29 protein-coding genes and 2 tRNA genes are annotated in these 25153 nt (G+C 56.6%); 28 read left to right on the top strand and 3 right to left on the bottom strand.

What is annotated here, in order from left to right:
• Window positions 1-8: 8 nt before the first annotated feature.
• From phnL to I3V23_12560, 10 genes are all read left to right on the top strand, one after another.
• Window positions 9-692 carry a phosphonate C-P lyase system protein PhnL gene (phnL, locus tag I3V23_12515; GenBank protein QPI86831.1) on the top strand — a complete coding sequence of 228 codons (684 nt, stop codon included), beginning with the start codon at window positions 9-11 and terminating at the stop codon, window positions 690-692.
• The gene (gene phnN / locus I3V23_12520) at window positions 689-1225 is read left to right on the top strand and encodes a phosphonate metabolism protein/1,5-bisphosphokinase (PRPP-forming) PhnN (GenBank protein QPI85350.1); all 537 of its coding nucleotides are present in this window, start codon (window positions 689-691) and stop codon (window positions 1223-1225) included. The genes phnL and phnN overlap by 4 nt, the downstream gene beginning before the upstream one ends.
• A 7-nt stretch (window positions 1226-1232) precedes the next feature.
• On the top strand, window positions 1233-2375 hold the full coding sequence (locus I3V23_12525; protein ID QPI85351.1) for an alpha-D-ribose 1-methylphosphonate 5-triphosphate diphosphatase: 1143 nt from the start codon (window positions 1233-1235) through the stop codon (window positions 2373-2375).
• Window positions 2376-2467: 92 nt separating this feature from the next.
• A complete protein-coding gene (gene phnC / locus I3V23_12530; GenBank protein ID QPI85352.1) occupies window positions 2468-3298 on the top strand; it encodes a phosphonate ABC transporter ATP-binding protein in 831 nt (276 codons plus the stop codon).
• A gap of 52 nt (window positions 3299-3350) precedes the next feature.
• Window positions 3351-4250 carry a phosphonate ABC transporter substrate-binding protein gene (phnD, locus tag I3V23_12535; GenBank protein ID QPI85353.1) on the top strand — a complete coding sequence of 300 codons (900 nt, stop codon included), beginning with the start codon at window positions 3351-3353 and terminating at the stop codon, window positions 4248-4250.
• Window positions 4251-4326: 76 nt separating this feature from the next.
• On the top strand, window positions 4327-5202 hold the full coding sequence (gene phnE / locus I3V23_12540) for a phosphonate ABC transporter, permease protein PhnE (GenBank protein QPI85354.1): 876 nt from the start codon (window positions 4327-4329) through the stop codon (window positions 5200-5202).
• Between the two features lie 7 nt (window positions 5203-5209).
• Complete coding sequence (gene phnE / locus I3V23_12545; GenBank protein ID QPI86832.1) at window positions 5210-6544, top strand: phosphonate ABC transporter, permease protein PhnE; 1335 nt, start codon at window positions 5210-5212, stop codon at window positions 6542-6544.
• 9 nt (window positions 6545-6553) lie between these two features.
• Window positions 6554-7189: a chloramphenicol acetyltransferase gene (locus I3V23_12550; GenBank protein QPI85355.1), complete on the top strand. Its 636-nt coding sequence runs from the start codon at window positions 6554-6556 to the stop codon at window positions 7187-7189.
• Between the two features lie 96 nt (window positions 7190-7285).
• A complete protein-coding gene (locus I3V23_12555) occupies window positions 7286-9112 on the top strand; it encodes an ATP-binding cassette domain-containing protein (GenBank protein QPI85356.1) in 1827 nt (608 codons plus the stop codon).
• A gap of 117 nt (window positions 9113-9229) precedes the next feature.
• On the top strand, window positions 9230-11122 hold the full coding sequence (locus I3V23_12560; GenBank protein QPI86833.1) for an acyl-CoA synthetase: 1893 nt from the start codon (window positions 9230-9232) through the stop codon (window positions 11120-11122).
• Between the two features lie 11 nt (window positions 11123-11133).
• Here the strand turns inward: I3V23_12560 and I3V23_12565 are convergent.
• Window positions 11134-11208, bottom strand: a tRNA-Thr gene (locus tag I3V23_12565).
• 176 nt (window positions 11209-11384) lie between these two features.
• Between I3V23_12565 and I3V23_12570 the strand changes: the two genes are divergently transcribed.
• The 16 genes from I3V23_12570 (at window position 11385) to I3V23_12645 (ending at window position 20922) form a co-directional block, all read left to right on the top strand.
• Window positions 11385-11558 (top strand): hypothetical protein, encoded by a 174-nt coding sequence (locus I3V23_12570; protein ID QPI85357.1) that lies wholly within the window; start codon window positions 11385-11387, stop codon window positions 11556-11558.
• A 33-nt stretch (window positions 11559-11591) separates the two neighbouring features.
• Window positions 11592-12863 carry a UDP-N-acetylglucosamine 1-carboxyvinyltransferase gene (murA, locus tag I3V23_12575; GenBank protein ID QPI85358.1) on the top strand — a complete coding sequence of 424 codons (1272 nt, stop codon included), beginning with the start codon at window positions 11592-11594 and terminating at the stop codon, window positions 12861-12863.
• Window positions 12856-13317: a DUF2948 family protein gene (locus tag I3V23_12580; protein QPI85359.1), complete on the top strand. Its 462-nt coding sequence runs from the start codon at window positions 12856-12858 to the stop codon at window positions 13315-13317. Before murA ends, I3V23_12580 begins: the two co-directional genes overlap by 8 nt.
• A gap of 65 nt (window positions 13318-13382) precedes the next feature.
• A complete protein-coding gene (gene hisD / locus I3V23_12585; protein QPI85360.1) occupies window positions 13383-14696 on the top strand; it encodes a histidinol dehydrogenase in 1314 nt (437 codons plus the stop codon).
• Window positions 14693-15175 carry a UPF0262 family protein gene (locus I3V23_12590; GenBank protein QPI85361.1) on the top strand — a complete coding sequence of 161 codons (483 nt, stop codon included), beginning with the start codon at window positions 14693-14695 and terminating at the stop codon, window positions 15173-15175. The genes hisD and I3V23_12590 overlap by 4 nt, the downstream gene beginning before the upstream one ends.
• 4 nt (window positions 15176-15179) lie before the next feature.
• Window positions 15180-15656 carry a low molecular weight phosphatase family protein gene (locus I3V23_12595; protein QPI85362.1) on the top strand — a complete coding sequence of 159 codons (477 nt, stop codon included), beginning with the start codon at window positions 15180-15182 and terminating at the stop codon, window positions 15654-15656.
• Complete coding sequence (locus I3V23_12600) at window positions 15656-16048, top strand: nuclear transport factor 2 family protein (protein ID QPI85363.1); 393 nt, start codon at window positions 15656-15658, stop codon at window positions 16046-16048. The genes I3V23_12595 and I3V23_12600 overlap by 1 nt, the downstream gene beginning before the upstream one ends.
• On the top strand, window positions 16045-16629 hold the full coding sequence (locus I3V23_12605) for a GNAT family N-acetyltransferase (GenBank protein ID QPI85364.1): 585 nt from the start codon (window positions 16045-16047) through the stop codon (window positions 16627-16629). Before I3V23_12600 ends, I3V23_12605 begins: the two co-directional genes overlap by 4 nt.
• Complete coding sequence (locus tag I3V23_12610; protein QPI85365.1) at window positions 16626-17519, top strand: carbon-nitrogen hydrolase family protein; 894 nt, start codon at window positions 16626-16628, stop codon at window positions 17517-17519. Before I3V23_12605 ends, I3V23_12610 begins: the two co-directional genes overlap by 4 nt.
• A 73-nt stretch (window positions 17520-17592) precedes the next feature.
• On the top strand, window positions 17593-17811 hold the full coding sequence (gene infA / locus I3V23_12615; GenBank protein QPI85366.1) for a translation initiation factor IF-1: 219 nt from the start codon (window positions 17593-17595) through the stop codon (window positions 17809-17811).
• A gap of 6 nt (window positions 17812-17817) precedes the next feature.
• A complete protein-coding gene (maf, locus tag I3V23_12620; GenBank protein ID QPI85367.1) occupies window positions 17818-18393 on the top strand; it encodes a septum formation protein Maf in 576 nt (191 codons plus the stop codon).
• A complete protein-coding gene (locus tag I3V23_12625; protein ID QPI85368.1) occupies window positions 18390-19442 on the top strand; it encodes a ribonuclease E/G in 1053 nt (350 codons plus the stop codon). The genes maf and I3V23_12625 overlap by 4 nt, the downstream gene beginning before the upstream one ends.
• On the top strand, window positions 19439-19657 hold the full coding sequence (gene yacG / locus I3V23_12630; GenBank protein ID QPI85369.1) for a DNA gyrase inhibitor YacG: 219 nt from the start codon (window positions 19439-19441) through the stop codon (window positions 19655-19657). Before I3V23_12625 ends, yacG begins: the two co-directional genes overlap by 4 nt.
• A gap of 93 nt (window positions 19658-19750) precedes the next feature.
• A tRNA-Phe gene (locus tag I3V23_12635) sits at window positions 19751-19825 on the top strand.
• 221 nt (window positions 19826-20046) lie between these two features.
• The gene (locus I3V23_12640) at window positions 20047-20343 is read left to right on the top strand and encodes a hypothetical protein (GenBank protein ID QPI85370.1); all 297 of its coding nucleotides are present in this window, start codon (window positions 20047-20049) and stop codon (window positions 20341-20343) included.
• A 30-nt stretch (window positions 20344-20373) separates the two neighbouring features.
• Entirely contained in the window at window positions 20374-20922 is a 549-nt protein-coding gene (locus I3V23_12645; protein QPI85371.1) for a hypothetical protein, read from the top strand.
• Between the two features lie 64 nt (window positions 20923-20986).
• On the opposite strand, the gene I3V23_12650 is transcribed toward I3V23_12645, so the two are convergent.
• Window positions 20987-21580: an NAD(P)H-dependent oxidoreductase gene (locus tag I3V23_12650; GenBank protein QPI85372.1), complete on the bottom strand. Its 594-nt coding sequence runs from the start codon at window positions 21578-21580 to the stop codon at window positions 20987-20989.
• Window positions 21581-21863: 283 nt separating this feature from the next.
• Window positions 21864-22583 carry a GntR family transcriptional regulator gene (locus I3V23_12655; protein QPI85373.1) on the bottom strand — a complete coding sequence of 240 codons (720 nt, stop codon included), beginning with the start codon at window positions 22581-22583 and terminating at the stop codon, window positions 21864-21866.
• 234 nt (window positions 22584-22817) lie between these two features.
• Here I3V23_12655 and I3V23_12660 point away from each other — a divergent pair, with 234 nt between their 5' ends.
• Window positions 22818-23801, top strand: a complete 984-nt coding sequence (locus I3V23_12660) for an ABC transporter ATP-binding protein (GenBank protein ID QPI85374.1) — start codon at window positions 22818-22820, stop codon at window positions 23799-23801.
• A 30-nt stretch (window positions 23802-23831) separates the two neighbouring features.
• On the top strand, window positions 23832-25106 hold the full coding sequence (locus I3V23_12665; protein QPI85375.1) for an extracellular solute-binding protein: 1275 nt from the start codon (window positions 23832-23834) through the stop codon (window positions 25104-25106).
• The last annotated feature ends 47 nt before the right edge of the window (window positions 25107-25153 follow it).

Here is a 25153-nt window from a genome sequence, read left to right on the forward strand (position 1 = left end):
GGATGACGATGATCACAGTCAAAGATTTGGGAAAATCTTTTACCCTGCACAATCAAAACAGCGCGGTGATCCCCGTGCTGGAGGGCGCGAATTTTTCCGTAGCGGCGGGCGAATGTGTCGCCCTGACAGGGGAAAGCGGGGCAGGGAAATCCACTGTCATGCGCATCCTTTACGGAAATTATCTGGCGCAAGCGGGGCGTGTGGTGGTGAACGGGTTGGACATCACCACCGCTACCCCGCGTGAGATTTTGACCCTACGGCGCGAGGTTTTAGGGTATGTCAGCCAGTTCTTGCGCGTGGTGCCGCGCGTGCCCACCCTAGAGGTTGTGGCAGAACCTCTCTTGTCTCTTGGTGTGGCTGAGGACGAAGCGCGCGCGCGGGCCGCAGATTTGCTGACGCGGTTGCGTATCCCCGAACGGCTGTGGCCGTTATCGCCCACGACATTCTCGGGCGGTGAACAGCAACGCGTCAACATCGCGCGCGGATTTGCACATCGGTATCCCGTTTTGCTGTTGGATGAGCCAACCGCCAGCCTTGATGCCCAGAACCGCGAGACGGTGCTATCGCTGATCGAAGAGGCGAAGGCAGAAGGGGCTGCGATCGTTGGAATTTTCCATGACCTTGAAGCGCGCGAGCGGGTAGCGGATCGCGCCATTGATGTCAGCGTCTTTACCCCAAGGAAGATCGCATGAAGACAGGCCGCCTCATTGCGGTTGTTGGCCCCTCTGGCGTGGGCAAAGACAGCGTGATGGCAGGGCTGATGGCCCGCCATCCAGATTTGCGCGCGGCCAAACGCGTGATCACCCGCCCCAGTGATGCGGGGGGTGAGGCGTTTGATGGGGTCAGCGCAGATGAATTTGCGCGTCTCAAGGGGAAGGGGGCCTTTGCCTTGTCATGGCAGGCGCATGGCCTCTCTTATGGTATTCCCGCTGAGGTGGCCGATTGGATTGCCGCAGGTCATGATGTCCTTGCAAACCTGTCTCGCAATATGTTGAGCGAGGCTGCATTGCGATTTACGCATGTGGTGGTTCTGTCCATCACCGCAAGCCCTGCGGTTTTGGCCACGCGTCTTGCCGCGCGCGGGCGCGAGGACGCACAGGATATCGCCGCACGTCTGGCGCGACAGGTTCCTTTGCCCGAGGGCCTGAATGTCGTGGAAATTGACAATAGCGGCACGTTAGAGGTCGCCATCGCCGCCGCTGAGGCAGGCTTATTCAAAGGATAGAACAATCATGAGCAGCGAAGTGATTTTCGGCAATGCGCAGATCGTTACTGTGGATCGGGTCTTTGCAGGCAGCGTGATTGTGCAAGATGGGGTCATTGCGGATATCCATGAAGGCGCCACCTTGCCGCGTGGCGCGATTGATTGCGAGGGCGATTATCTGACGCCCGGTCTGGTTGAATTGCACACCGACAATCTTGAGCGGCACATGCAACCGCGCCCGTCAGTTGATTGGCCCCATGATGCGGCCATTATCGCCCATGATGCCGAACTGGCAGGGGCAGGGATCACGACAGTTTTCGATGCCATGCGCATTGGGTCGATTAATTCGGGCAAAACCCGTTACGAACGCTATGCCCGTCCTTTGGCCAGCGAGATGTTGGCCCTGCGCGATCAAGGGATGCTGAAGATCAGCCATTTTCTACACCTGCGTGCCGAAATCTGTTCCGAAACCTTGGCCGAAGAATTGGCAGAATTTGGCCCAGCAGACCGCGTGGGTTTGGTGAGCCTCATGGATCACACACCAGGGCAACGGCAATTCCGTGATCTGTCCAAGCTCAAAGCCTATGTGATGGGTAAGAACAATCTCAGTGAGGATGAATGGTTAGACCATATCGCACATCTGACAGAGATGCGTGCGCGGTTTGGGGATATGCACGAACAGGCCGCAGTGGATCACGCCCGCCGCTATGGTGCGCTTTTGGCAAGCCATGATGACACCACCGCGGATCATGTCGAAAAATCTGCGGGCTACGGGATCAAATTGGCCGAATTCCCCACCACGCGCGAGGCGGCTGAGGCCTGCCATAGGCATGGCATCGCGGTTATGATGGGCGCGCCCAATTTGATCCGTGGCGGGTCACATTCGGGCAATGTTTCGGCTGCCGAACTGGCCGAAGCAGGCCTGTTGGATATCATCTCCTCTGATTATGTCCCTGCTGCGCTTTTGCTGTCAGCTTATCGCTTGGGGCAAATGTGGAATGATCTGCCGCGCGCCATCGCCACAGTAACGGCCAACCCAGCTGAAGCTGCGGGTTTGCAGGATCGTGGCCGCATCGAACAAGGCTTGCGCGGTGACGTTTTGCGCCTGTCTGTTGCGGGTGGCACACCGCGTTTGCGCGGGGTCTGGTCGCGCGGCTTGCGCGTTGCCTGACCGATGATTTTTTTACGAAACGGTAACAATTCGGTCATGTAACTGACTCACTGCACAGCGATACGGCCCTCAAGATTTTGGAAGGGGGCCTTATGCTCGAAGTGCGCAACGTAACCCGGGTTTTTGGCAGCAAGATTGCCGTTGACCGTGTTAGCTTTTCTATCGACCGACCTGCCTTTGTCGGGATCATTGGTCGCTCTGGGGCGGGCAAGTCCACCTTTCTTCGAATGATGAACCGCCTGACCGATGCCACGGATGGCGAAATTCTGGTTGATGGCACCAATGTGCTTGCCTATCGCGGTGCGGATGCGCGCGCATGGCAAAGCCGCTGCGCCATGATCTTTCAGCAGTTTAATCTTGTGCCGCGCCTCGATGTTGTCTCGAATGTGTTGCATGGGAAATTGAACCACGCTTCGACCTTGGCCACGATGTTTAATCTTTGGTCAAAGGCCGATATTTCCCGCGCGATTGATATTCTTGATCGTCTGGGCATTGCCGAACAAGCACCCAAACGGGCCGAGGCGTTGTCCGGTGGTCAACAGCAACGGGTCGCTATCGCCCGCGCCTTGATGCAAGACCCCCAGATCATTCTGGCCGATGAGCCAATTGCCAGCCTTGATCCCATGAACGCCCAAATCGTGATGGATACGCTCAAGCGGATCAACACAGAAGACGGGCGCATGGTGATTGCGAACCTGCACACATTGGATACGGCGCGCCAATATTGTGACCGCGTGATCGGAATGCGGGACGGGCGCATCGTGTTTGATGGCACCCCTGAGCAACTGACCACGGGTGTCGCGCGCGACATTTATGGCGCGGATGAAACATTCAACGAATTCGCTACCTCTACCAAGATTTCGGGTGCTGAGGCGGTGGCGGAAAAGCGGGTCAAAAATCCCGCGATGCAAGGTCTGATCTAAGACCAAAACCCCAGTCCATCTGTTCGGACATCTCATCTCACGGAGACTTCTCATGAAGAAACTGGCAACCCTCCTCGCAGTGACAACAGCCCTTGCTGGGCCTGCTGCGGCACAGGAGATCACCGAATTCAATATCGGCCTTTTGGGCGGTGAAAACGCGCAAGACCGTTTGGCAAATAACGAATGCTTCCGCGCCTATGTTGAAGAGGCCCTTGGCGTTCCAACCCGTTTGTTTACCCCTGCAGATTACAACGGCGTGATCCAAGGTTTGCTTGGCGGCACGCTTGATTTCGCATGGTTGGGCGCGTCTTCCTATGCCGCGACCTATATCGCAGATGAAAACGCGGTCGAGCCAGTCTTGGTTAAGACCAATTTGGATGGCTCTTTCTCGTATCATTCCATCGGCTTTGCCCGCGTTGACAGCGGCATTACCGATTTGGCCGATCTTGAAGGCAAAACCTTCGGCTTTGGTGATCCAAACTCGACCTCTGGTTTCTTGATCCCTTCGGTTGAGATCCCACAGTTGGGTTACTCGATGGAGCCAGGCGATTTCTTTGGTGATGTTGTATTCACAGGCGGTCACGAGCAGACAATCATCGCCGTAAACAATGGCGATATTGATGCAGGCGTGACTTGGGCCGATGGTTTGGGCAACTGGGAAGACGGCTACAACTCGGGCGCGTTGCGCCGCGCGGTTGATGCAGGTCTGGTTGACATGAACGACTTGGTTGAAATCTGGCGCTCTAAGCCAATTCCAGAAGGCCCTGTTGTTCTGCGTCAATCGCTGCCTGACGATGTAAAGGCGACTGTCACCGAACTTTTGGCCAATCTGCACGAAACAGATGAGGCCTGCGCCTATGGTGTGGCGGCAGGTGAAACCGCAGGTTTCGCACCCATCAGCCACGAAGCCTATGAGACCATCATCGCTGTGCGTTTGGCACAAGGCAACTAAGCCCTTGTTGCACACTGGTGCATGACATTGGGGGGTGCGCAGATTTGCGCGCCCCCACCTTTACGAAAGGTTGACCATGACCGATATCACCTCATCCCAGATGGATCGAGAAAGACGGGAAACAGTGCGCGAAGATTATCTGCAGATGACGCAGCGCCGCCGTCTCTATTCAGGTCTGCTCATTTTGATCTTTGCGGTGATGTTGATTTCTGGCTTCTCTATTGCAGAAGATCGCAATGCAGGTGGTTTCTGGGACGGTCTACATCGCCTTTTTGATTTCCCTGCTGATCTGATTTCTGAGGCGATTGAAAAAGCAGCAAACCTGCCCGGCCATATGGTGGATGCACTGCCTGCTTTGATTGAGACGCTTAATATTGCGGCGGTCGCGACTTTGCTTGGCTGCGCGGGTGGGGTGGTGTTCTCGCTCTTGGGCACGCGCGGGCTGGCCTATTGGCCGCGTCTGATCCCGTTCTTTCGCCGTATCACCGATATCTTGCGCGCGATCCCTGAGGTTGTGGTGGCATTGGTGCTGATTTTCATCATGGGCGGTGGCCCTGTGCCTGCAATGATTGCCATCGCGCTGCACACGATGGGTGCCATGGGCAAATTGTTTTCTGAGGTGAATGAAAACACGGACATGAAACCTGTCGAAGGGTTGCAGTCTGTCGGTGCAAATTGGGGTCAACGGATTTGGTTGGGTGTCATCCCACAGGTTTTGCCCAATTACCTCAGCTATGGGTTGCTGCGCTTTGAGATCAATATCCGCGCGTCAGCCATTCTTGGTTTTGTGGGCGCGGGCGGCATTGGCTACGAGCTGAAAAATGCGCTGACCTTCGGGCAGGGCAAGTTCGATGAGGCCGCCGCCGTTTTCGTAATCCTGTTTTTGACCATTGTCGCGGTTGATCAACTCTCAAGCAGCCTGCGCAATTATTTGACCAAGGGGACGTTCTGAGATGGTCATGGCTACCCAAGATGTTGCGGCCTTGCGTGCCTCCGAAATTCGCCGCATTGGGCGCAAGAAACTATTTGGTTTTGCGATCCCAGCGGTGATCTTGGCCTATGCGGTCTATGTCTTTTTTGCCTTTGACATTCTGGGTCTGGCAGAACGGGCGCGGATGGATAACGCGGCGGTGTTGGTGTCGGATGCGGTTAGCTATAAAACCCATGTCACGCGCGATAATCGCTCAGGCGAGATCACGGTCGCCATTGAAGGTTCACGCCGTGCCACCTATGCGCCTGATCAAATCCCCGCTTGGGCCGAAGTGGCAGGTGACACAGCCGAAATCGAACTGCGCCATGGGCATCGCGTGAGCTATGCCGGGCCGCTGATCACCTATCACCATCCTGAATTTGGCGATATTGTCATTGATACATCAAATGGGGTTGATTTGCGCCTATCCGCCGAGGCGGTTCCTGATTTCATCAATGCCTCGGGCAATCGCGTCTCGATTGCGACCGAAGGCGGGCGGCTGTCTGTCACCCGCAACCGCACCGAAACGATGCGCTATTTCGCGGGATGGGAGATGTTCTTTTTCGATCTGGCCAGCCCCTATTCGGGCATGAGCGCGGGCGAGGTTTTCGCAACCATCACCCGCGGCGCACAAATTGACCCCGCGCATTCCAATTTTGGTCTGATGTTGTCGAATGTCTGGAACAATTCAATCTGGCGGCATGGGGATGTTTTTTGGGCTTTGGGGGAAACGATCCTGATGGCCTTTCTAGGCACATTCGGCGCAGCAATGATTGCGCTGCCTTTGGCATTTTTTGCAGCAACAAATTTCGCCCCGTCCAAAGCGGTGCGCTTTGTCATCCGCCGCCTGTTTGATTTCGTACGTGGCTTGGATGCGTTGATCTTTACCATCATCTTATCGCGGGCCTTTGGGCCAGGGCCGATGACGGGGGCCTTGGCGATTTTGCTGACAGATACGGGCAGCTTTGGGAAACTGTTTTCTGAGGCCCTTGAAAATGTCGATGAAAAGCAGATTGAGGGGCTGGCATCGACTGGCGCGAATGCAGTGCAGCGTAATCGTTTTGGCGTCTTGCCGCAGGTCATGCCCATTTTGCTCAGTCAGGTGTTGTATTTCTTTGAATCGAACACGCGCTCTGCCACGATTGTGGGCGCGATTGTGGGCGGGGGCATCGGTCTATTGCTGACCCAAGCCATCCAGACCACGGCAGATTGGGAAAAGGTCACTTATTATATCACCTTGATCGTGCTGATGGTGGTTGCAATGGATGCGGTTTCTGGTCGTATACGGGCGCGCCTGATCAAAGGCGATGGGTCGGGCAAGTGATAGGCCAACATGAGTGACGCAAAAAAACTGACAGCCGATACGCCCCTGATCCATCAAGGCTGCGAAATCGCCAATTCTACCTTCGGGGCTTATTGCGAGGTGGGGGCGTTCTCGCGCGTTCTGAACTCGGCTTTCGGGGACTACGCCTATTGTGACCGCATGGCCGATATTGCCAATGCAGATATCGGCAAATTTTCGAACATTGCCGCGATGACACGGATCGGTCCAACCGATCACCCGATGCACAATGCGGCACAGCATCATTTTCTCTATCGCTCTGAGCTCTATTTCGATGACGCGTCAGACGATGCTGCATTTTTTGCAGCGCGTGCGGCGCGCCGTCTTAGCCTTGGGGCCGATTGTTGGATCGGTCATGGTGCGATTATCAAACCCGAAATCCGCGTGGGCATCGGCGCGATTGTGGCCGCGGGCGCTGTGGTGACCAAGGATGTGCCAGATTTCATGATTGTGGCAGGCACGCCCGCAAAGCCCTTGCGCATGCGCTTTGCCGATGAGGTCGCGCAAGATCTGATGGATTTGGCGTGGTGGGACTGGGATCATGCCCGTCTGCGCCGCGCACTGCCTGATTTCCGCGCGATGCCTGCGGCGGAATTTGTTGCCAAATATCGTGGGCAGCGTCCCTGATTTCATTTCTGCGCGCATTAGGTCGCGCCACGCGGGGCTTGTTTGATGGGCCGTGCCGCTTTATCCCACTTTCACAGATTGAGGATAAACGCGACCATGACCACCCGAACCGATGCCGCCAAGGCAGCACCGCCTGCAAAGGCCGCCAATGCCACGGAAGAGCGTGCGCGCTCCAAAAAGATTGGATCGCTGCGTGCGCTTGTGCCCTTTCTTGTGCCGTATCGTGTCTGGATCATCGGGGCGGGTTTGGCGCTTGTGACCACGGCGCTTGTGGCGCTGATTATGCCCTTGGCCGTGCGCCGTGTCGTAGATGGGTTTGAGACAAACACCGCCGCCCTCTTGGACAGCTATTTTCTTGCTGCCTTGGGGATCGCGGGCCTTCTGGCGTTGGGGACGGGCGCGCGCTATTACCTCGTGACACGATTGGGCGAGCGCGTGATTGCCGATATTCGCAAGGCTGTGTTTTTCCGCATGATCTCCATGAGCCCAAGTTTTTATGAGAAGGTCATGACGGGTGAGGTGCTCAGCCGCATCACCACAGACACCACGCTTTTGCTCAGTGTGATCTCCTCCTCGGTGTCGGTGGCCTTGCGCAATGCGCTGATTTTGATGGGCGGCTTGGTGATGATGGTTGTCACATCGCCCAAGCTGACGGGGATGGTTCTGCTGCTTGTGCCTGCGATTATCGTTCCGATTGTGGTTTTGGGGCGCAAGCTGCGTGCGTTGTCGCGTGAAAACCAAGATTGGATTGCGCAAAGTTCTGGCGCGGCCTCCGAGGCGCTTTTGGCGGCTCAAACGGTGCAGGCCTTTACCCATGAGCGCGCCTCGTCCAACGAGTTTTCCAATGTGACCGAGGCCAGTTTCACAAGCGCCAAGCGCCGCATTTCAACCCGCGCCTTTATGACTGTCATTGTGATCTTCCTCGTTTTTGCGGGGATTGTGGGTGTGCTTTGGGTGGGCGCCCGTGATGTGCGTGCAGACGCGATGAGCATCGGCGCGCTGATCCAATTTTTAATCTATGCAATTATGGTTGCGGGTGCGGTAGGTGCGCTGTCTGAGATTTGGGGCGAATTGCAGCGGGCCGCAGGTGCGACCGAGCGGTTGGTCGAACTCGTTTATGCAGAAGATACAGTCACCGATCCCGCCCGCCCTGTGCCCCTGACCCATGGGGGCAAGGGCGATATCATGTTTGATGGCGTGGGTTTCGCCTATCCAACCCGCGCGGAAACGGCGGCCCTCACGGATGTGAGCTTCACCATTAAAGCAGGCGAGACAGTGGCACTTGTCGGGCCATCAGGCGCGGGTAAATCCACGATCTTCCAATTGCTGCAACGCTTCTATGATCCGCAAACAGGCAAGATCACCCTTGATGGGGTTGATCTGCGGGATATGCGCCGCGAGGGGTTCCGCGCGGCTATGGCGCTGGTGCCGCAAGACCCTGTGATTTTCGCGGCCTCTGCGCGTGACAATATTCGCTTTGGTCGTCCTGACGCCACCGATGCTGAGGTCGAAGCCGCCGCCCGCGCCGCCGCCGCGCATGAGTTCCTTGCGGCTTTGCCCGAAGGCTATGACAGCTATGTGGGCGAGCGGGGGATTATGCTGTCTGGGGGGCAGAAACAGCGTATTGCCATCGCCCGCGCCATTTTGCGCGATGCGCCGATCCTGCTGCTAGACGAAGCGACCAGTGCGCTTGACGCTGAAAGCGAGCGATTGGTGCAGCGCGCGGTCGCAGATCTCAGTGCCGAGCGCACGACCTTGATTGTTGCGCATCGTCTGGCAACGGTGAAAAAGGCCGACCGCATTTTGGTCTTTGATGCGGGACAGATTGTTGCCGAAGGCAGCCATGATGCGCTTGTCGCGGAAGGCGGACTTTATGCGCGTCTGGCGCGGTTGCAATTCACCGATGGAATCGCCGCTGAATAATCACAGCGTGCTTGCGAAAACGCGCTTTTCTCTTCATTCTCACGCAAAGCCTGCCGTGCGACCGCGTGCATCGTGACCGCAGGATCATTTGGGAGAATGATGGGGGGAGGCAAGGCCATGCTGCCTTTTGCGAATAATCAAGATGTGCGCAAAATTGAGACAGATCACCCGTGGCCTAAGGCCGCGCCTGCGCGAAGCATTTATGAATTGCTGACTGACGTTGCAGCGCGCCATCCCGCGCGCCCGGCGGTTACCTTTCAACTGTTTTCAGATCCTGACGCAAAAGCAGAGACATTGGACTGGCAAAGACTCAGGGCGGAGGTGACCCAACTGGCCAATCTGTTCGCGCGGCTTGGCATTGGCTCTGAGGATTCGGTGGCCTTTGTGCTGCCCAATAGCACCGAAACAGTCTTGACCCTTCTGGCGGGGATGGTTGCAGGCGTTGTGGTGCCCATAAATCCGCTGCTTGAGCCTGACCAAATTGCAAGCATCCTGCGCGAAACCAAAGCGCGGCTTGTGGTGACTTTGGCGCCATTTCCGAAAACGGATCTTGCGCAAAAGACCGCTGCCGCCGTGGCCATGGCCCCCGAAGTTGAAACAGTGTTGGAGGTTGATCTTCTGCGCTATCTGACGGGGATCAAGCGGGTGATCGTGCCCTTGCTGCGGCCCAAGGTAAAGGTGACGCATCAGGCCCGCCTGTTGTCCTTGCGCGCGGAAATGGCGGGCGAGGCGGCGGATCGCTTGCGCCACCCAGATCAGGGCCGAGATCGTATCGCGGCCTGTTTTCATACAGGCGGCACAACAGGCATGCCCAAAGTGGCGCAGCACAGCTATTCGGGCATGATCTATAATGGTTGGGTGGGTCACAGTCTGTTATTCACAGAAACCGATACCGTGCTCTGCCCGCTGCCGCTGTTTCATGTTTTTGCAAGCCATGTGATCCTGATGGGGGGATTGTGTTCAGGCGCCCATACGGTCTTTCCGACCCCGCAAGGCTATCGCGGGGCAGGGGTGTTTGATAATTTCTGGAAATTGGTCGAACGCTGGCAGGTCACCTTCTTGATCACGGTGCCAACTGCGCTTGCGGTGTTGATGCAACGGCCTGTGAATGCGGATATTTCATCGGTGAAAACCGCTTTTTCAGGGTCAGCCCCCTTGCCTTTGGAATTGTTCCGCAGATTTGAGGGGGCAACGGGCGTCAGCCTTGTCGAGGGATATGGCCTGACCGAGGCCACTTGTCTTGTCTCCTGCAACCCAGTTGAAGGTGAGAAAAAAGTGGGTTCTGTTGGGATCCCCTTTCCGCATTGTGATGTGATCATATTGAAAGATACGCCCGAAGGCCCCACGGAGTGTGCGATTGATGAGATCGGCGAAATTTGCGTGGCAAGCCCAGGTGTAACGGCGCAAGGTATTTATAAAGACGCTGCAAAATCGGCGGCGCAGATGTATCAGGGCCGATATTTGCGCACGGGCGATTTGGGGCGGTTTGATGCGGATGGGTATCTTTGGATCACGGGCCGTGCCAAGGATTTGATCAATCGTGGCGGCCACAATATCGACCCCGCCCTGATCGAGGAGGCTTTGGCCACTCATCCCGCCGTGGCCATGGCCGCGGCCATCGGGCAGCCCGACCCAATCGCAGGCGAATTGCCCTGTGCCTATGTCGAATTGGTTCAAGGCGCAGATGTGACAGTCGAGGCGCTGATGGAACACGCTCGCACGCATGTCAGCGAACGTGCAGCCGCACCCAAATATATTGAGATTCTCTCAGAACTGCCCAAAACCGCCGTGGGTAAAACCTTCAAGCCTGATCTGCGCAAGCGCGCGATTGCCCGTGTCTTGGATGCAAGCCTTGCCGAGGCGGGCTTTGCGGCCCGTGTCATGGCCGTGCGCGAAGACCCGAAATTTGGCTTGGTAGCCATGATCCATAGCGCAGATGCGGCGGAACAGGCCAAGGTGCCGTCCGTCATGGATAAATTTGCCCTTCATTGGGCATGGGGTCAGGCGTAATTTGGGGGGGATGGTGCTGCAGGGGAGGATTGAACTCCCGACCTCTCCCTTACCAAGGGAGTGCTCTACCACTGAGCTACTGCAGCACGCTTGTGGCGCGTGGATTAGACGCAATCGCAGACCCATGCAAGACCAAAGCAGGCGAAAATTTGCACCAAGGCCTAATTCCTTATGGTGGGTGCGGATGCACATGGGCAATTTTTGCCAATTTCGATTTGCATCGCGCTAGACGCGAATTGTCCGCTTCGCTATGAGAGGCGGCATGAAGCAACCATCAAACCCGCAGAAAAGATCAAATTCTGGTCAACGAAGCGCGCAAGACATTCGCACGGAGCGGTTGAAAGCAGCGCTTAAGGCCAATTTGGCCCGCCGCAAGGCGCAGGCCCGCAAAAGACGTGCGGAAGATGGCGAAAATGGCGCGGGCCCGTCATCTTGACGCGGCCTGAGCAGAGCAAAAGAGGCAGCACCCGTGGACAGTATCATCGTTAAAGGAAATGGCCCGCTTTCGGGCGAGGTTCCCATCGCGGGCGCGAAGAACACCTGCCTAAAGCTGATGTGTGCGGCCCTCTTATCGGATGAACCTTTGACGCTGACCAATGTGCCGCGCCTGTCTGATGTGGCGACACTGGGCAGCTTGTTGGAAAGCTTGGGCTGCGAAGTGGCCCGTTTGGCCGATGGCCGCGCGATGATGATCTCGTCTGCCGATGTGACCAATCTGACCGCGCATTACGACATCGTGCGCAAACTGCGCGCTTCTTTCAACGTGCTTGGGCCCTTGGTGGGCCGATTTGGTGAGGCGGTTGTCTCGCTTCCGGGCGGTTGTGCAATTGGGGCGCGCAAAGTGGATTTGCATTTGACCGCGCTTGAGGCTTTGGGGGCCACAATTGATCTGCGCGAAGGCTATGTTCACGCAACGGCAAAAAATGGCCTCAAAGGGGCTGAGATCAGCTTTCCCTTTGTTTCCGTGGGTGCCACGGAAAATGCGCTTTGCGCGGCGGTTTTGGCCAAAGGCACCACCGTTTTGCGAAATGCCGCGCGCGAGCCCGATACCGTGGCGCTGGCGCATTGTTTGCAAGGCATGGGCGCAGATATCAAAGGCGCAGGCACAGACACCATCGTTATTCGTGGCGTGGATCGTTTGCATGCAACAACGCATCGTGTCATCGCAGATCGTATTGAACTGGGCACATATATGATTGCCCCCGCGATTGCAGGCGGCAGCGTGGAATTGATCGGCGGCAGCCGTGCTATTGTGGCGGCCTTGGCCGATAAGTTGGAAGAGGCGGGGGTCGAGATTGTTGAAACCGATCGCGGCTTGCGCGTCAGCCACAAAACGGGCCGCGTGCGGGCCGTGGATGTGACCACCGCCCCATTCCCAGGGTTCCCAACTGATTTGCAGGCACAGATGATGGCGTTGATGTGCACCGCTGACGGGGTTGCCACATTGGAAGAGACCATCTTTGAGAACCGCTTTATGCATGCGCCCGAATTGATCCGCATGGGGGCCAAAATTGATGTGCATGGCGGAACAGCCAAAGTGACCGGCGTTGCACAATTGCGCGGCGCGCCTGTGATGGCCACGGATTTGCGCGCCTCGGTCAGTTTGATCCTCGCGGGGCTTGCAGCCGAAGGGGAAACCCGTGTGAACCGCGTCTATCACCTTGATCGCGGGTATGAGCGGGTTGAAGAAAAACTCAGCGGCCTTGGCGCACATATTGAACGGGTGGCAGACCATGGTTGATGCCCGATTTGAGGATGGTTTCGAAGCGCCTTTGGCGCTTGCCGCCGCAGATGCGGAGGATGTGAAAATCCTGTCTGCGCTTGCGCAAGATGCCGTCCTTACTGTGGCTGATATCAAATACACGCGCGCCAAACGTCAGGTGGTTCTGCTTCTCAATCGCTTTCGTTGGGAAAATGGGGCGCGCGTCAGCCCGCCTGAGCGGGTGCGCAGTTTGCTGATTGTGGATGATGTGCTGAGCATGGCTGCGCAAGGCATCAGCCCGCAGGCGCGCGATGTGGTTTTATCATTGCTTTCGGTCGAGTGGCAGGCGGGCGAAGATGGTATGGGGCGCCTCACCCTGACCTTTGCAGGCGATGGGGCCTTGGCGCTTGAGGTCGAGGCAATCAACCTTGCTCTGCGCGATGTGACCAAGCCCTATCAGGCCCCTTCAGGAAAAACCCCCTCGCACCCGTGACGCTTTCGCGTCTTGAGCGCGCGGCCAACACAAGGTAAGCCCCTCCTATTCTGACGGAGACGGGTATGCCTATTTTTCTGAACACGGATACGGCGGATTTTGAGGCGGCGTTTGAAGCGCTTCTCGGGATGAAGCGCGAGGATAGCCCTGATGTAGATACGGTGGTTGCCGATATCATTGCGCAGGTGCGCCGTGATGGCGATGCAGCCTTGATTGCCTTTGGCGAGAAATTTGATCGTGTCCGTCTGACGCCCGAGCAGTTGATCTTTTCCGAGGCCGAGATTGATGCGGCGATTGCCACTGTGCCCGCCGCCGAGCGCGCAGCACTGGAATTGGCCGCCACGCGCATACGCGCCTACCATGCCCGCCAACTGCCCGAAGATGCTGCGTGGCAGGACGAACTTGGTGCCAAACTTGGGTGGCGGTGGAGCCCTGTTTCACGCGCGGGTCTTTATGTGCCGGGCGGGCTGGCCAGTTATCCCTCATCCGTTTTGATGAATGCCATCCCCGCTGCCGTGGCAGGGGTTGGCCATTTGTCGATGGTGGTGCCCACGCCCGATGGCAAGGTGAACCCTCTTGTTCTCTTGGCGGCGCGTCTTGCGGGGGTGCATCGCATTTACCGCATGGGTGGTGCGCAGGCGATTGCAGCCTTGGCTTATGGCACTGAAACCGTGCTGCCCGTGGATAAGATCACAGGGCCCGGCAATGCCTATGTCGCCGCCGCAAAACGGCGGGTCTTTGGCAAGGTCGGAATTGACATGATCGCAGGCCCGTCTGAGATTTTGGTGATCGCAGATCGTGACAATGACCCCGATTGGATTGCACTGGATCTTCTGTCGCAAGCGGAACATGACGAAAGCGCGCAATCCATTCTGATCACGGATGATGCAGAATTTGGCCGCGCTGTTGCGGAGGCTGTAGAGAAACGCCTCGAAACCCTAGAGCGGCGGGCCATCGCAGGGGCCAGTTGGCGTGATTTTGGCGCTATCATTGTTGCGCGTGATTTGGATGAAGCGGCCGCGCTCTCCAACCGCATTGCGCCTGAACATCTCGAGCTTTGCGTGGCTGAGGCCGAAACCTATGCCGATAAGATCACCCATGCCGGCGCTATTTTTGTGGGGGCGTGGACGCCCGAAGCGATTGGCGATTACATCGGGGGGCCAAACCATGTGCTGCCGACCGCGCGCTCTGCGCGGTTCTCTAGCGGGCTATCGGTGCTTGATTTCATGAAACGCTCCACCATGGCGCAAATGACACCTGCAGCATTGCGGGCCATTGGCCCTGCGGCGGCAACATTGGCGAAATCAGAAAGCCTTGAGGCACATGGCCTATCCGTTTTGGCGCGGCTTGCGCGGATCAATCAGGGGGATGGTGAATGACAATGCACATTACCGATATTCAGATTGACACCTCGAATATGCCTGCGCCAACCCCTGAGATCGAACAGGAACGGCGCGTAGCGATTTTTGATCTACTCGAAGAAAACAGTTTTGTTTTGCCTGCGCGGGATGGGCGCACACCGCCCGATGGGCCCTATCATTTGGCTTTGGCCATTCGTGACAAACGTCTGGTCTTTTCTGTTGCCACCCAAGAGACGGAACTGGCCGCCGAATTTCACCTTTCACTGTCGCCATTCCGTCAGGTGGTCAAAGATTATTGGCAGATTTGTGAGAGCTATTATTCTGCCGTGAAAAAGCTACCTGCGGCCCAAATCGAGGCGATTGATATGGCGCGGCGCGGCATTCACAATGAGGGTGCGCGCGTTTTGCAAGAACGGCTTGAAGGCAAAGCCGAGATTGATACCGATACCGCGCGCCGCCTCTTTACCCTGATCTGCGTGCTGCATTTCGGGAATTGATCTGGTGGGTAAAGAATTTCCATCCTCGGTTCTGTTTTGTTGCGATCATAACGCAACCCGCTCACCCATGGCGGAAGGGCTGATGAAGAAATATTACGGCCACCGCGCCTATGTTCAATCTGCGGGTGTGCATCATGAATTGGAGATAGATGGCTTTGCCGTTTCTGTTTCCGCCGAGATTGGCGTGGCCCTTGAACGTCATCGCGTGCGCTCTTTCGATGAAATGGCGGAATGGGGGGATGATCTCTCGGGGTTTGATCTGATCGTGGCGCTTTCGCCCGCCAGTCAACGCCGCGCGCTGGATCTGACGCGTCATGCGCATCTCGATATTGAATATTGGCCCATCATTGACCCAACAGGGTTGGGCGAAACGCGCGAGGCGAAATTGGATGCCTATCGCCAAGCCCGTGATCAAATCAAAAAACGCATTCTAGATCGTTTTGGCCCCCCAGATGCGGGGCTAGAACAGGAGGGGGACTAATGGATCTGATCAATCGGTATTACGCCGCGTTTAATGCGGGCGATCTGGAGGCCATGCTTGATTGCCTCAGCGAAGATGTGGCGCATCATGTCAATGAGGGGCAGGTGCGCATGGGCAAAGCGGCCTTTGCCGATTTTTGCGCCCATATGAACCGCTGCTATAAAGAACATCTCACCGATATCGTGGTGATGCAGAATGAAGCAGGCAGTCGCGTTGCCGCCGAATTTATCGTAAATGGCACCTATCTGGCCACGGACGCAGGATTGCCCGAGGCGCGCGGACAGACATATGTCCTGCCCGCTGGCAGTTTCTTTTCCGTTGAGGACGGTAAGATCACCCGTGTTGTGACCTATTACAACCTTGCTGATTGGATCGCTCAGGTTTCGGCATGAGCCTTGACTATCGCATCTATCGCGGGGCTGAGATCGCGGCAATTGTTCCCGATCTGGCACGGCTGCGCATCACGGTCTTTCGTGATTGGCCCTATCTCTATGAGGGGGATTTGGCCTATGAGACGGGTTATCTCGCCCGCTATGCGCAAGGCGGGGCCATAGTGGTTGCCGCCTATGATGGCGCGCAGATGGTGGGCGCGGCCACGGGGATGCCCTTGCTTCAGCATGATGATGATTTCTCTGGTGCTTTGGCGGCCTGCGATATCGCCGCCGAAGATGTGTTCTACTGCGCAGAATCTGTTCTGATGCAAGACCATCGCGGGCAGGGGGCAGGGCATATATTTTTCGATGCGCGCGAGGCAGAGGCCCGCGCACAGGGAAAAACATATAGCGCCTTTTGCGCAGTGGTGCGCCCTGCGGATCATCCGATGGCCCCAAAGGACTATCGCCCGCTTGATGAATTCTGGAAAAAGCGGGGCTATCAGAAATTGGATGGCGTCTTTGCAGAATTTTCATGGCTCGATATCGGAGATTCTGAAAAAACCCAAAAGCGCCTGCAATTTTGGATCAAACAGCTATGAAATGTGCCGCCGCCGCCTATCCGCTCGATCCCTTGACCCGTTTCGCTGATTTTGACGCGAAGATCACCGCATGGGTCGCTGAGGCCGCGGATGGCGGCGCAGAGATTGCGATTTTTCCTGAATATGGCGCGATGGAATTGGCCCATCTTGCAGGGCCATCCGTTGCGGCAGATCTTGAAGGCAGCCTGCGTGCGGTCAGTGATATTTGGCCTGAGGCGGATGCCCTTTTTTCGCGGCTTGCGGTGCAGCATGGCCTTGCCCTAGTGGCCCCATCTGCGCCGATTTTTGACCAAAATTATGGGCTGCGGCCCGTCAATCGCGCCTGCATTTATGGGGCGCAGGGGCGGATTGGGCATCAAGACAAGCAGATTATGACCCGCTTTGAACGCGAGATTTGGCAGGTGCAATCGGGCGGGCCTTTGCAGGTCTTTGACCTTGGCGATCTGCGGGTGGGTGTGTTGATCTGCTATGATGCGGAGTTTCCGCTTTTGGCGCGCGCCTTGGTTGAGGCGGGGGTTGATTTGCTTCTGGTGCCATCCTGCACGGATAGTGGCGCAGGCTATTGGCGAGTGCGGGTGGGGGCGATGGCCCGCGCGCTAGAGGGACAATGCGCGGTTTTACAATCACCCACAGTCGGACAAGCGGCATGGTCGCCCGCAGTGGATGAAAACCATGGCGCAGCGGCGATCTACGGCCCGGCTGAAGCGGGCTTTTGTGACAATGGCGTGTTTGCTGAAGGCGCAATGAACAAGCCAGGATGGGTGATGGCCGATATTGACCTTGGTCGGCTGCGAGATCTGCGCCAAAACGGCACTGTTTTAACCCGCCGCGATTGGCCAGAGAGCGCCGCGCGCACAGCGCTTGTGCCGCAGGTGAAAGATTTACCTTGAAAATCCGCTCCTTTGGGCGCATTTACCGCGGCGAAGCTGCCATTTGGGGCAGTGAGAAAGCTAAGGAGAGACCATGGCCAAGGAAGAGATGCTCGAATTCCCCGGTGTCGTGAAGGAACTCCTGCCAAATGCGACATTCAGGGTCGAGCTCGAAAACGGCCATGAGATCATCGCACATACGGCAGGCAAGATGCGCAAAAACCGTATCCGCGTTCTGGCAGGCGACAAGGTGCAGGTTGAGATGACCCCCTATGACCTGACCAAGGGCCGTATCAATTACCGCTTTAAGTGATTTGTTTTGCGCCTGATTTTGGGATCAGCAAGCCCGCGCAGGCGGGAGTTACTGGCGGTGTTGGGGATCTCACCTGACGACATCGCCCCGCCTGAAATTGACGAAACCCCGCAAAAGGGGGAACATCCGCGCGCCTATGTCACCCGTATCGCGCGCGAAAAGGTTGCCGCCGTGTCATCTGCGCCCGAGGACATCGTTCTATGCGCAGATACGACCGTCTTTATGGGCCGGCGGATTTTGGGCAAGCCTGCGGATGCCGTGGAGGCTGAGGCGTTTTTGCGCCTTTTGTCGGGCCGCCGTCATCGCGTCATCACGGCCTTGGCCGCCCGAAAAGGCGCGCGCGTGATCGAGCGCGCAGTTGAAAGCCGTGTGAAGATGAAATCCCTCAGCGATGCGGAAATCGCGGCTTATCTCGCGACAGACGATTGGCGCGGCAAGGCAGGCGGTTATGCCATTCAAGGCCCTGCTGGTGCGTTTATTCCGTGGATTTCAGGCAGCTATCCCGCCATTATGGGCCTTCCTTTGGCGGAAACAGCCAGTGCCTTGGCGGCCTTGGGCTATCCCGTTTGGAGGCAAGAATGAAGGGCTGCGTTATTGCATTGGATGAGGTTGCAGGGCGCAAGGCGGCGGCATTGATCGTTGATGGCCGCTTGCAGGATATCCGTATTGATCCCCCCGAAAATGACCCAAGCCCCGAGATTGGCGAGATTTACCGCGCCAAGGTGGCCCGTGCCATGGGCGGGCAGGGCGGCGTTATGGTTACCCTTCCCGATGGGCAATCGGGATTTTTGCGCGGGGTCAAAGGCCTTGAGCAAGGGGCAAGCGTGATTGTTCAGGTGATGGGCTATGCCGAAGGCAATAAGGCCGCGCCTGTGACGACAAGTCTGTTGTTCAAAAGCCGCTACGCCATTGTCACGCCCGCGGCGGCAGGATTTAACATCGCCCGCTCGATCCGTGACGAAGAAGACCGCGATCACCTGTTGGAACTGGCCCATGATGCGATGGAGGGCGCGCCTGAGGATTTTGGCGTGATCATTCGCTCAGCCAGCGCTGAGGCGGTGGATGAAGATATAGTTGAGGATGTCAGCGCCATGCGCGCCTTGGCCGAGGCCGTGGTGGCCGATATGAATGGCGCCCCCGAATTGCTGGTTGCAGCCCCCACATCTCATGAGGTGGCGTGGCGCGATTGGACAAGCCCAATGCCTGATGAAGTGGTGGAAAGCCCCACCGCCTTTGCCGATCTCGGCGTGGAGGAGGCGGTTGATGCCCTCCTCTCCCCGCGGGTGGAGTTGGGTGGTGGCGCCTGGGCCATGTTTGAACCCACCTCTGCCCTCGTGGCGATTGATGTGAACACGGGCGGTGATTTATCCCTTGCGGCAGGGCTGAAGGCCAATTTGGCTTTGGTGCGTGATTTGCCGCGTCAATTGCGTCTGCGTGGGTTGTCGGGGCAGATTACAATGGATTTGGCCCCGATGCCGAAAAAAGACCGCCGTCTGTTCGAGGATAAATTGCGCAGTGCCTTGCGCTCTGACGCGACTGACACGGTGCTTGCGGGATGGACACCGCTTGGCCATTTTGAACTGCAGCGCAAGCGCGACCGCGCGCCTTTGCACGAGATATGGCCGTCATGAGTTGCCCGATTTGTCAAAAAGAAACAGTCGCGGCTTATCGCCCTTTTTGCTCGCGCCGCTGCGCGGATGTGGATCTGGCGCGATGGTTGAACGGATCATATGCCGTGCCGTCCAATGACCCCGAAGATATCGAAGAAGCCCTTGATCAAGCAGCCCGCGCCAAAGCATTTGGTCGCAACGGCGATGGCGAGGATGACGCAGGGCCGCTGCAATAGAAAAAACGCGATAATTTTGCGCAAACCCTATGGACAGCCCCCCACGAAGGCCCTAGAACGCCCCCACCCTGATGGTGTTCCGCCATCTCCCGTGCCCGGGTAGCTCAGGGGTAGAGCAGTGGATTGAAAATCCTCGTGTCGGTGGTTCGATTCCGCCCCCGGGCACCACTTCAAAAAACCGGATAAACTGTGTTGATCTTCCTTTTGTGCCTCAAATGTGTTGGGCCACATATTCGGGACGTGTTCGGTCAGGGCGTTTGTCAAGAAATCCTTGCGATAACGCAACGGGTTGCGGCTGTCCGGCGCTGTGCTGGACTCAAGCGGCCGACCCACATAAACTATCGGAAATCATTCGACTGCTAATATGACAGCAGAAGGAGCACTTATACGTGTCGATGAAGTTTGACATCCTCACCAATGTCGCGCGGTTGCGCTATACGTTGGAAAAAATGGAGGCGTCAGTGGGCATTCACCAACTCACTGAGGCTGAAAAATATGTGCTCAGTGCCGCGGCATTGGCCGCAAAAGCGGACGGCTCATTTTCGCTTCATGATTTAGAGGCGCAGGATTTGATTGCGGACATGCCCGTGAGCACGAAATTCCGCACGCTGCGTTGCCTGATCGATAAGGGCAAGCTGAAGCGCGCAGGCGCAGGTCGCAAGTCCGATTATATTATCGTGGCTTAATCTTTTAAGCTCCCGAGTAAGGCTGTGCGTATGCGGCATGCACTTATGACCGATCTTGTGGCCTTGGTCATGTGTTCGATCTTTTACGCGGTTGCCTTTGAGGCCGTATTTGTTGTCTCGGATAAATTGCAGCAGTCCGTGGTGCCTGGCATTATTTATGGCAGCGTGCTGTTCTTCCCGCATGGTGTTCGGGTGCTGGCGGCCTATTTATTTGGCTGGCGGAGCATCCTCTACCTTCTGCCTATCAGCGCGGTCTATGCGGGGTTTGGGGGTGATGCGGCCACGATCCTCCAAGGGCTTGTTCTGGCATTGGGGAGCCTCGTGGCCTGCGTTCTGGCCTTTGAGGTATTGAGCCGCTTTGACTTTATAGAGCGTAATTATCTCGCGGTTTCAATCGATTGGAAAAGTCTGGTTCTCGCCGGTGCTGGCGGCGCGCTGATCAACGCTGTGCTGCATTATAGCTTGAACGTCACCGATGCGCAGGCTTCGGGTGCGATATTTGTCGGAGATGTTCTTGGCTTTGCTGTGGTGTTGCTCATCGCTATGATGGGCTTTCGGCTCTTGCGAGAGTTGAAATAGCTTTGAAAAAGCGGAAACAGCAAGCGCACGCCCCGAAAAAAGGACGTGCGCTCGTTGTAAATGCTTACGCGGCCAGTTTCGAAGTTATGTCGATCTGGCGTTTGATTTGATAGTGTATCGACCTTTTCAAGGTGTCAGTCAGCTCACCTGGTTGCATGACAAAGCCGTAGGGGTTGCCGCCATCTTCAAACTTTATGGGGTCACCATACCCAGGTGCGACTGGGATCATCCCGAAATGCATGGATGAAACATAGGTTTGCTGAATCGCCCCTTCGGCGCCGCCGTTTTTATTCTGCGCCGTTGCCGCTGCTGAGAGTGTCTTGCCCGCCAAGGCGCCGCGCATCCATAAGCCGCCCAATGTGTCAAGCCATGCGCGCGTTTGGCTCGCCATGCCGCCGTACCGCGTTGGGCTCGAAATAAAGAGCCCGTTGCACCACTCCAAATCCGCTTCGGACACCAGATCAACAGTGGCCGCTTTTTCGGCTTGGGCCTTCCAACCATCTTGGCTGTTTACAACCTCTGCCGGTGCGGTTTCCGCGATGCGCCGTAGACGGACAGAAGCACCGGCTTCTTCGGCGGCTTTTGCAGCCTCGGTCGCGATGGCATGGTTGGTTCCATATGTGGAATAAAAAACGATCAGTAAATTTGTGCTAGACATATGTGCCTCCAAATTAGGTGACCTAACGTATAGCGCGCGCAGCAGGGGGGTGCTTCATACGAGAACGCACAGGGTATGTGCGTATTTTGAGGGTTGGCCACCGAGAGAAATGCCTATTTTTCAATAGGCTGCCCAGCAAGGGGCTAAGAGCGATGGATTGAAGCCCCTCAAACCTTGAATTAAATTCATTTATCCAACGGCAAGCCTGTTGCGAGATGGCGAAATCGGCCTGATCTGGCCCGCGCTGCGCGGCAGCCGCTCTCATCTGGATCGGGCCTTGTCGTTAGTCGGCCGCTTTGCCCAAGATTGATTTCAGGCTTGTATGCGGTTTGGCGGCCTCGCGCAGATCCAATGCGGATAGAATATCCAAAAGATGGCTTTTCATCAGCGCCTCGGCCTCTGCGCCATCTTTGCGGCGGAAGGCCTCGACAAGGGCGTGATGGGCGTGCTTCTCGCAAAGCGCGCTTTGGCGGCGCCAGTAAATCGCGACAATCAGCGAAGATCGCGCAACCAAGCGTTCGATGAATTCTGCAATGGTGGCTTGGTCAGCGATGTGAGAAATTTCGATGTGGAATTGACCCGAAAGGCGCACTGCCTTGCCCTGTTCGCCTGCATGGATGGCTTGATGTTCGGCCTCGATATGGGCCTCAAGCCGCGCAAGCGCCGCATCTGTCATCCGCTCGGCGGCAGAACGGGCGGTGCGCGGCTCAAGCAAGGCGCGGGCTTCGAAAATTTCGCGGGCCTCACGGACAGTCGGTTGCGAGACAAAAGCACCCCGATTGCGGCGCAATTCGACCAGTTGCAAATGCGAAAGTGCCTGCAAAGCCGCGCGCACCACGGTGCGTGAGACGTTGTAAATATCGCTCAATTCGTCTTCCCCCAGTTTTGTCCCTGGAAGAAGGCGGTGTTCATAAATTGCCATGCTGAGATCAGTGACCAGATCCCCGCTTGGGCCATTGACCACGGGATTCAGAAAGAACTGTTCTTTGGGTGCTTTGTTCATCAGGTTCTCCTTACACACAAAGATGGGGGCGAATAGAATCGAGTGCAAGGCGCGCCCGTTCAGTATCCAAGCTATTATCAGATTGTATACAATTTTGTGCGCAATCGCTGCGCAAACAGGGAAATACGTGCTTAAATTTTAAGCGTTTGCCTGCAAGGGCGAGATTCGATTTCTGTCCATCATAGACCTGCGCCGCTTTGGGCCGCTTGCTGAGAAAAACAGCAAGGAAACCCCATGACGGCCCCGCTTGACCTTGAATTGATTTCTCTCACCAAACGCTATGGCGATGCGCTTGCGGTGGATGCGATTTCGCATGGCTTTAAGTCGGGGGTCTATGCATGCCTGCTGGGCCCCTCTGGCTGTGGTAAATCTTCGACATTGCGGATGATCGCGGGCCATGAAGGGGTATCAGACGGCGCAATCGTTCTTGACGGGCGCGAAGTCACCCATTTGCCACCCGCAAAACGCGGCACGGCTATGATGTTCCAAAACTATGCCCTGTTCCCGCATCTCAGTGTGCGCGACAACGTTGCCTTTAGTCTGCGGATGGCAGGAATTGATCGCGCAACCCGTCACAAGCGCGCCAATGAGATGCTTGAATTGGTCGAGATGTCTGCAATGGCCGAGCGCAAGCCTGATCAATTATCAGGTGGGCAGCAACAGCGGGTTGCCTTGGCGCGCGCCCTGATTACCCGCCCGCAAGTCTTGCTGTTGGACGAGCCGCTTTCGGCGCTTGATCCGTTCCTACGTATTCGGATGCGCGCGGAGCTTAAGCGCCTTCAGCGTGAGCTTGGGATTACCTTCATACATGTCACCCATGGCCAAGACGAGGCGCTGGCCTTGGCCGATGAGATTATCGTGATGAACAATGCCAAGATCGAACAGGCAGGATCGGCACGCGATATTTTCAATAAGCCAAAAACCGCCTTCGTTGCGCGGTTCTTGGGGGGGCATAACGTTTTGAAATTGCCCCAAGGTCAGGTTGCGCTGCGCAATGATGCAATCCAAGTCACCGCCCAAGGGGCAGGGCGCATGGATGGCCGTGTGATTGGCGTTGAATATCAAGGCGCGCATGTGGCGTTGACCGCCCTTGTGGCGGGGGATCAAGAGGCCACCGCCCTCGTGCCAGATCATCAATTCATCGAAACCCCCAAAGACCTTGGTGAGGTCATTGGGCTTACCTGGGACGACCAAAACGCACATCTGGTCTCCGCCTAAAACTGCCGTTTCAGCCAAGAGGATCACGACATGACTTCAGTTCCAAAAATTCGCTACAGCCGCCGCTCCCTCCTGAAAACAGGCGGGGCAGCTTTGGCCGCCTCTGCATTGCCCGCGCCAATGGTTTGGGGGCAATCCATTCGCGACATCACCTTGCGCCAGTTTGGCACAGGCGTCTCGAACCTCAATGAGGTGGCAACCAAGGTGAAAGAAGACCTCGGTATCACCCTTGAGATGACCGCACTCGACACCGACAGTGTGACGCAGCGCGCCGCCACCCAGCCTGACAGTTTCGACATTGCGGATATCGAATATTTCGTCTGCAAAAAGGTTTGGCCTTCGGGCAATCTTCAGGCGATGGATGCCAGCCGCATCACCAATTACGATAAGATTGTCGGCATTTTCCGCGATGGTAAGCTGACCCCAGAAAGCACCATTGCACAGGGCACCGCGCCCCATACTGTTGGCTTTGTTGAGGGGCCAGATGGCACCGAATTTGTGAACAATGAATCGGGGTGGATGACCCTGATCCCAACCATCTACAACGCAGATACGCTTGGCATTCGCCCCGATTTGATTGGTCGCCCGATTGAAAGCTGGTCTGAGTTGTTGAACTCAGAATTCGCAGGCAAGGCCTCGATCCTTGATATTTCCTCCATCGGCATCATGGATATGGCAATGGTTTGCGAGGCCATGGGGGAAATCCAATATGGCGACAAGGGCAATATGACCCGCGATGAAATCGATCGCACCATCGCCATCTTCACGGAAGCCAAACAAAATGGCCAGTTCCGCGCCTTCTGGAAAACCTTTGACGAAAGCGTCAACCTGATGGCTTCGGGCGAGGTGGTTATTCAGTCTATGTGGTCGCCCGCGATTACCGCCGTGCGTTCGCGCGGTATCCCATGCGTCTATCAGCCATTGCGCGAAGGCTATCGCAGCTGGGGTGGCGGCATTGGCCTGTCGGCCAATCTCTCGGGCATGGAGTTGGATGCCGCCTATGATTACATCAACTGGTATCTCTCGGGTTGGGTTGGCGGCTTCTTGATGCGTCAGGGCTATTATTCTGCCGTGCCTGAAACCTCCAAAGACTTCATGAGCGAAAACGAGTGGGGCTATTGGTTCGAAGGCAAAGAAAGCACCGATGACATCACCTCGCCATTTGGGGATAAATTGGCAGGTGCCGGTGAGATCCGTGATGGTGGCTCATTCTATGACCGCATGGGGGCTGTGGCCTGCTGGAACTCAGTCATGGAAGAGAACCAATACATGGTGCGCAAGTGGAATGAATTCATCGCCGCTTAAGCGATCTTGCACAACTGAGGCGGTGGCCCATGCTGCCCCCTCATACC

Source organism: Rhodobacterales bacterium HKCCA1288, assembly GCA_015693905.1.
Lineage (GTDB): Bacteria > Pseudomonadota > Alphaproteobacteria > Rhodobacterales > Rhodobacteraceae > M30B80.

Bases quoted from the DNA above. Each gene is read 5' to 3' on its own strand.
- I3V23_12590 (QPI85361.1), top strand. From the start codon at position 14,693: ATGACAATGCACATTACCGATATTCAGATTGACACCTCGAATATGCCT.
- I3V23_12555 (QPI85356.1), top strand. From the start codon at position 7,286: ATGACCACCCGAACCGATGCCGCCAAGGCAGCACCGCCTGCAAAGGCC.
- yacG (QPI85369.1), top strand. From the start codon at position 19,439: ATGAGTTGCCCGATTTGTCAAAAAGAAACAGTCGCGGCTTATCGCCCT.
- hisD (QPI85360.1), top strand. From the start codon at position 13,383: ATGCCTATTTTTCTGAACACGGATACGGCGGATTTTGAGGCGGCGTTT.
- I3V23_12580 (QPI85359.1), top strand. From the start codon at position 12,856: ATGGTTGATGCCCGATTTGAGGATGGTTTCGAAGCGCCTTTGGCGCTT.
- I3V23_12665 (QPI85375.1), top strand. From the start codon at position 23,832: ATGACTTCAGTTCCAAAAATTCGCTACAGCCGCCGCTCCCTCCTGAAA.
- phnE (QPI85354.1), top strand. From the start codon at position 4,327: ATGACCGATATCACCTCATCCCAGATGGATCGAGAAAGACGGGAAACA.
- I3V23_12645 (QPI85371.1), top strand. From the start codon at position 20,374: ATGCGGCATGCACTTATGACCGATCTTGTGGCCTTGGTCATGTGTTCG.
- phnC (QPI85352.1), top strand. From the start codon at position 2,468: ATGCTCGAAGTGCGCAACGTAACCCGGGTTTTTGGCAGCAAGATTGCC.
- I3V23_12605 (QPI85364.1), top strand. From the start codon at position 16,045: ATGAGCCTTGACTATCGCATCTATCGCGGGGCTGAGATCGCGGCAATT.
- I3V23_12550 (QPI85355.1), top strand. From the start codon at position 6,554: ATGAGTGACGCAAAAAAACTGACAGCCGATACGCCCCTGATCCATCAA.
- I3V23_12600 (QPI85363.1), top strand. From the start codon at position 15,656: ATGGATCTGATCAATCGGTATTACGCCGCGTTTAATGCGGGCGATCTG.
- I3V23_12660 (QPI85374.1), top strand. From the start codon at position 22,818: ATGACGGCCCCGCTTGACCTTGAATTGATTTCTCTCACCAAACGCTAT.
- I3V23_12525 (QPI85351.1), top strand. From the start codon at position 1,233: ATGAGCAGCGAAGTGATTTTCGGCAATGCGCAGATCGTTACTGTGGAT.
- phnE (QPI86832.1), top strand. From the start codon at position 5,210: ATGGCTACCCAAGATGTTGCGGCCTTGCGTGCCTCCGAAATTCGCCGC.
- I3V23_12650 (QPI85372.1), bottom strand. From the start codon at position 21,580: ATGTCTAGCACAAATTTACTGATCGTTTTTTATTCCACATATGGAACC.
- I3V23_12570 (QPI85357.1), top strand. From the start codon at position 11,385: ATGAAGCAACCATCAAACCCGCAGAAAAGATCAAATTCTGGTCAACGA.
- phnD (QPI85353.1), top strand. From the start codon at position 3,351: ATGAAGAAACTGGCAACCCTCCTCGCAGTGACAACAGCCCTTGCTGGG.
- I3V23_12610 (QPI85365.1), top strand. From the start codon at position 16,626: ATGAAATGTGCCGCCGCCGCCTATCCGCTCGATCCCTTGACCCGTTTC.
- phnN (QPI85350.1), top strand. From the start codon at position 689: ATGAAGACAGGCCGCCTCATTGCGGTTGTTGGCCCCTCTGGCGTGGGC.
- I3V23_12560 (QPI86833.1), top strand. From the start codon at position 9,230: ATGCTGCCTTTTGCGAATAATCAAGATGTGCGCAAAATTGAGACAGAT.
- I3V23_12655 (QPI85373.1), bottom strand. From the start codon at position 22,583: ATGAACAAAGCACCCAAAGAACAGTTCTTTCTGAATCCCGTGGTCAAT.
- infA (QPI85366.1), top strand. From the start codon at position 17,593: ATGGCCAAGGAAGAGATGCTCGAATTCCCCGGTGTCGTGAAGGAACTC.
- phnL (QPI86831.1), top strand. From the start codon at position 9: ATGATCACAGTCAAAGATTTGGGAAAATCTTTTACCCTGCACAATCAA.
- I3V23_12625 (QPI85368.1), top strand. From the start codon at position 18,390: ATGAAGGGCTGCGTTATTGCATTGGATGAGGTTGCAGGGCGCAAGGCG.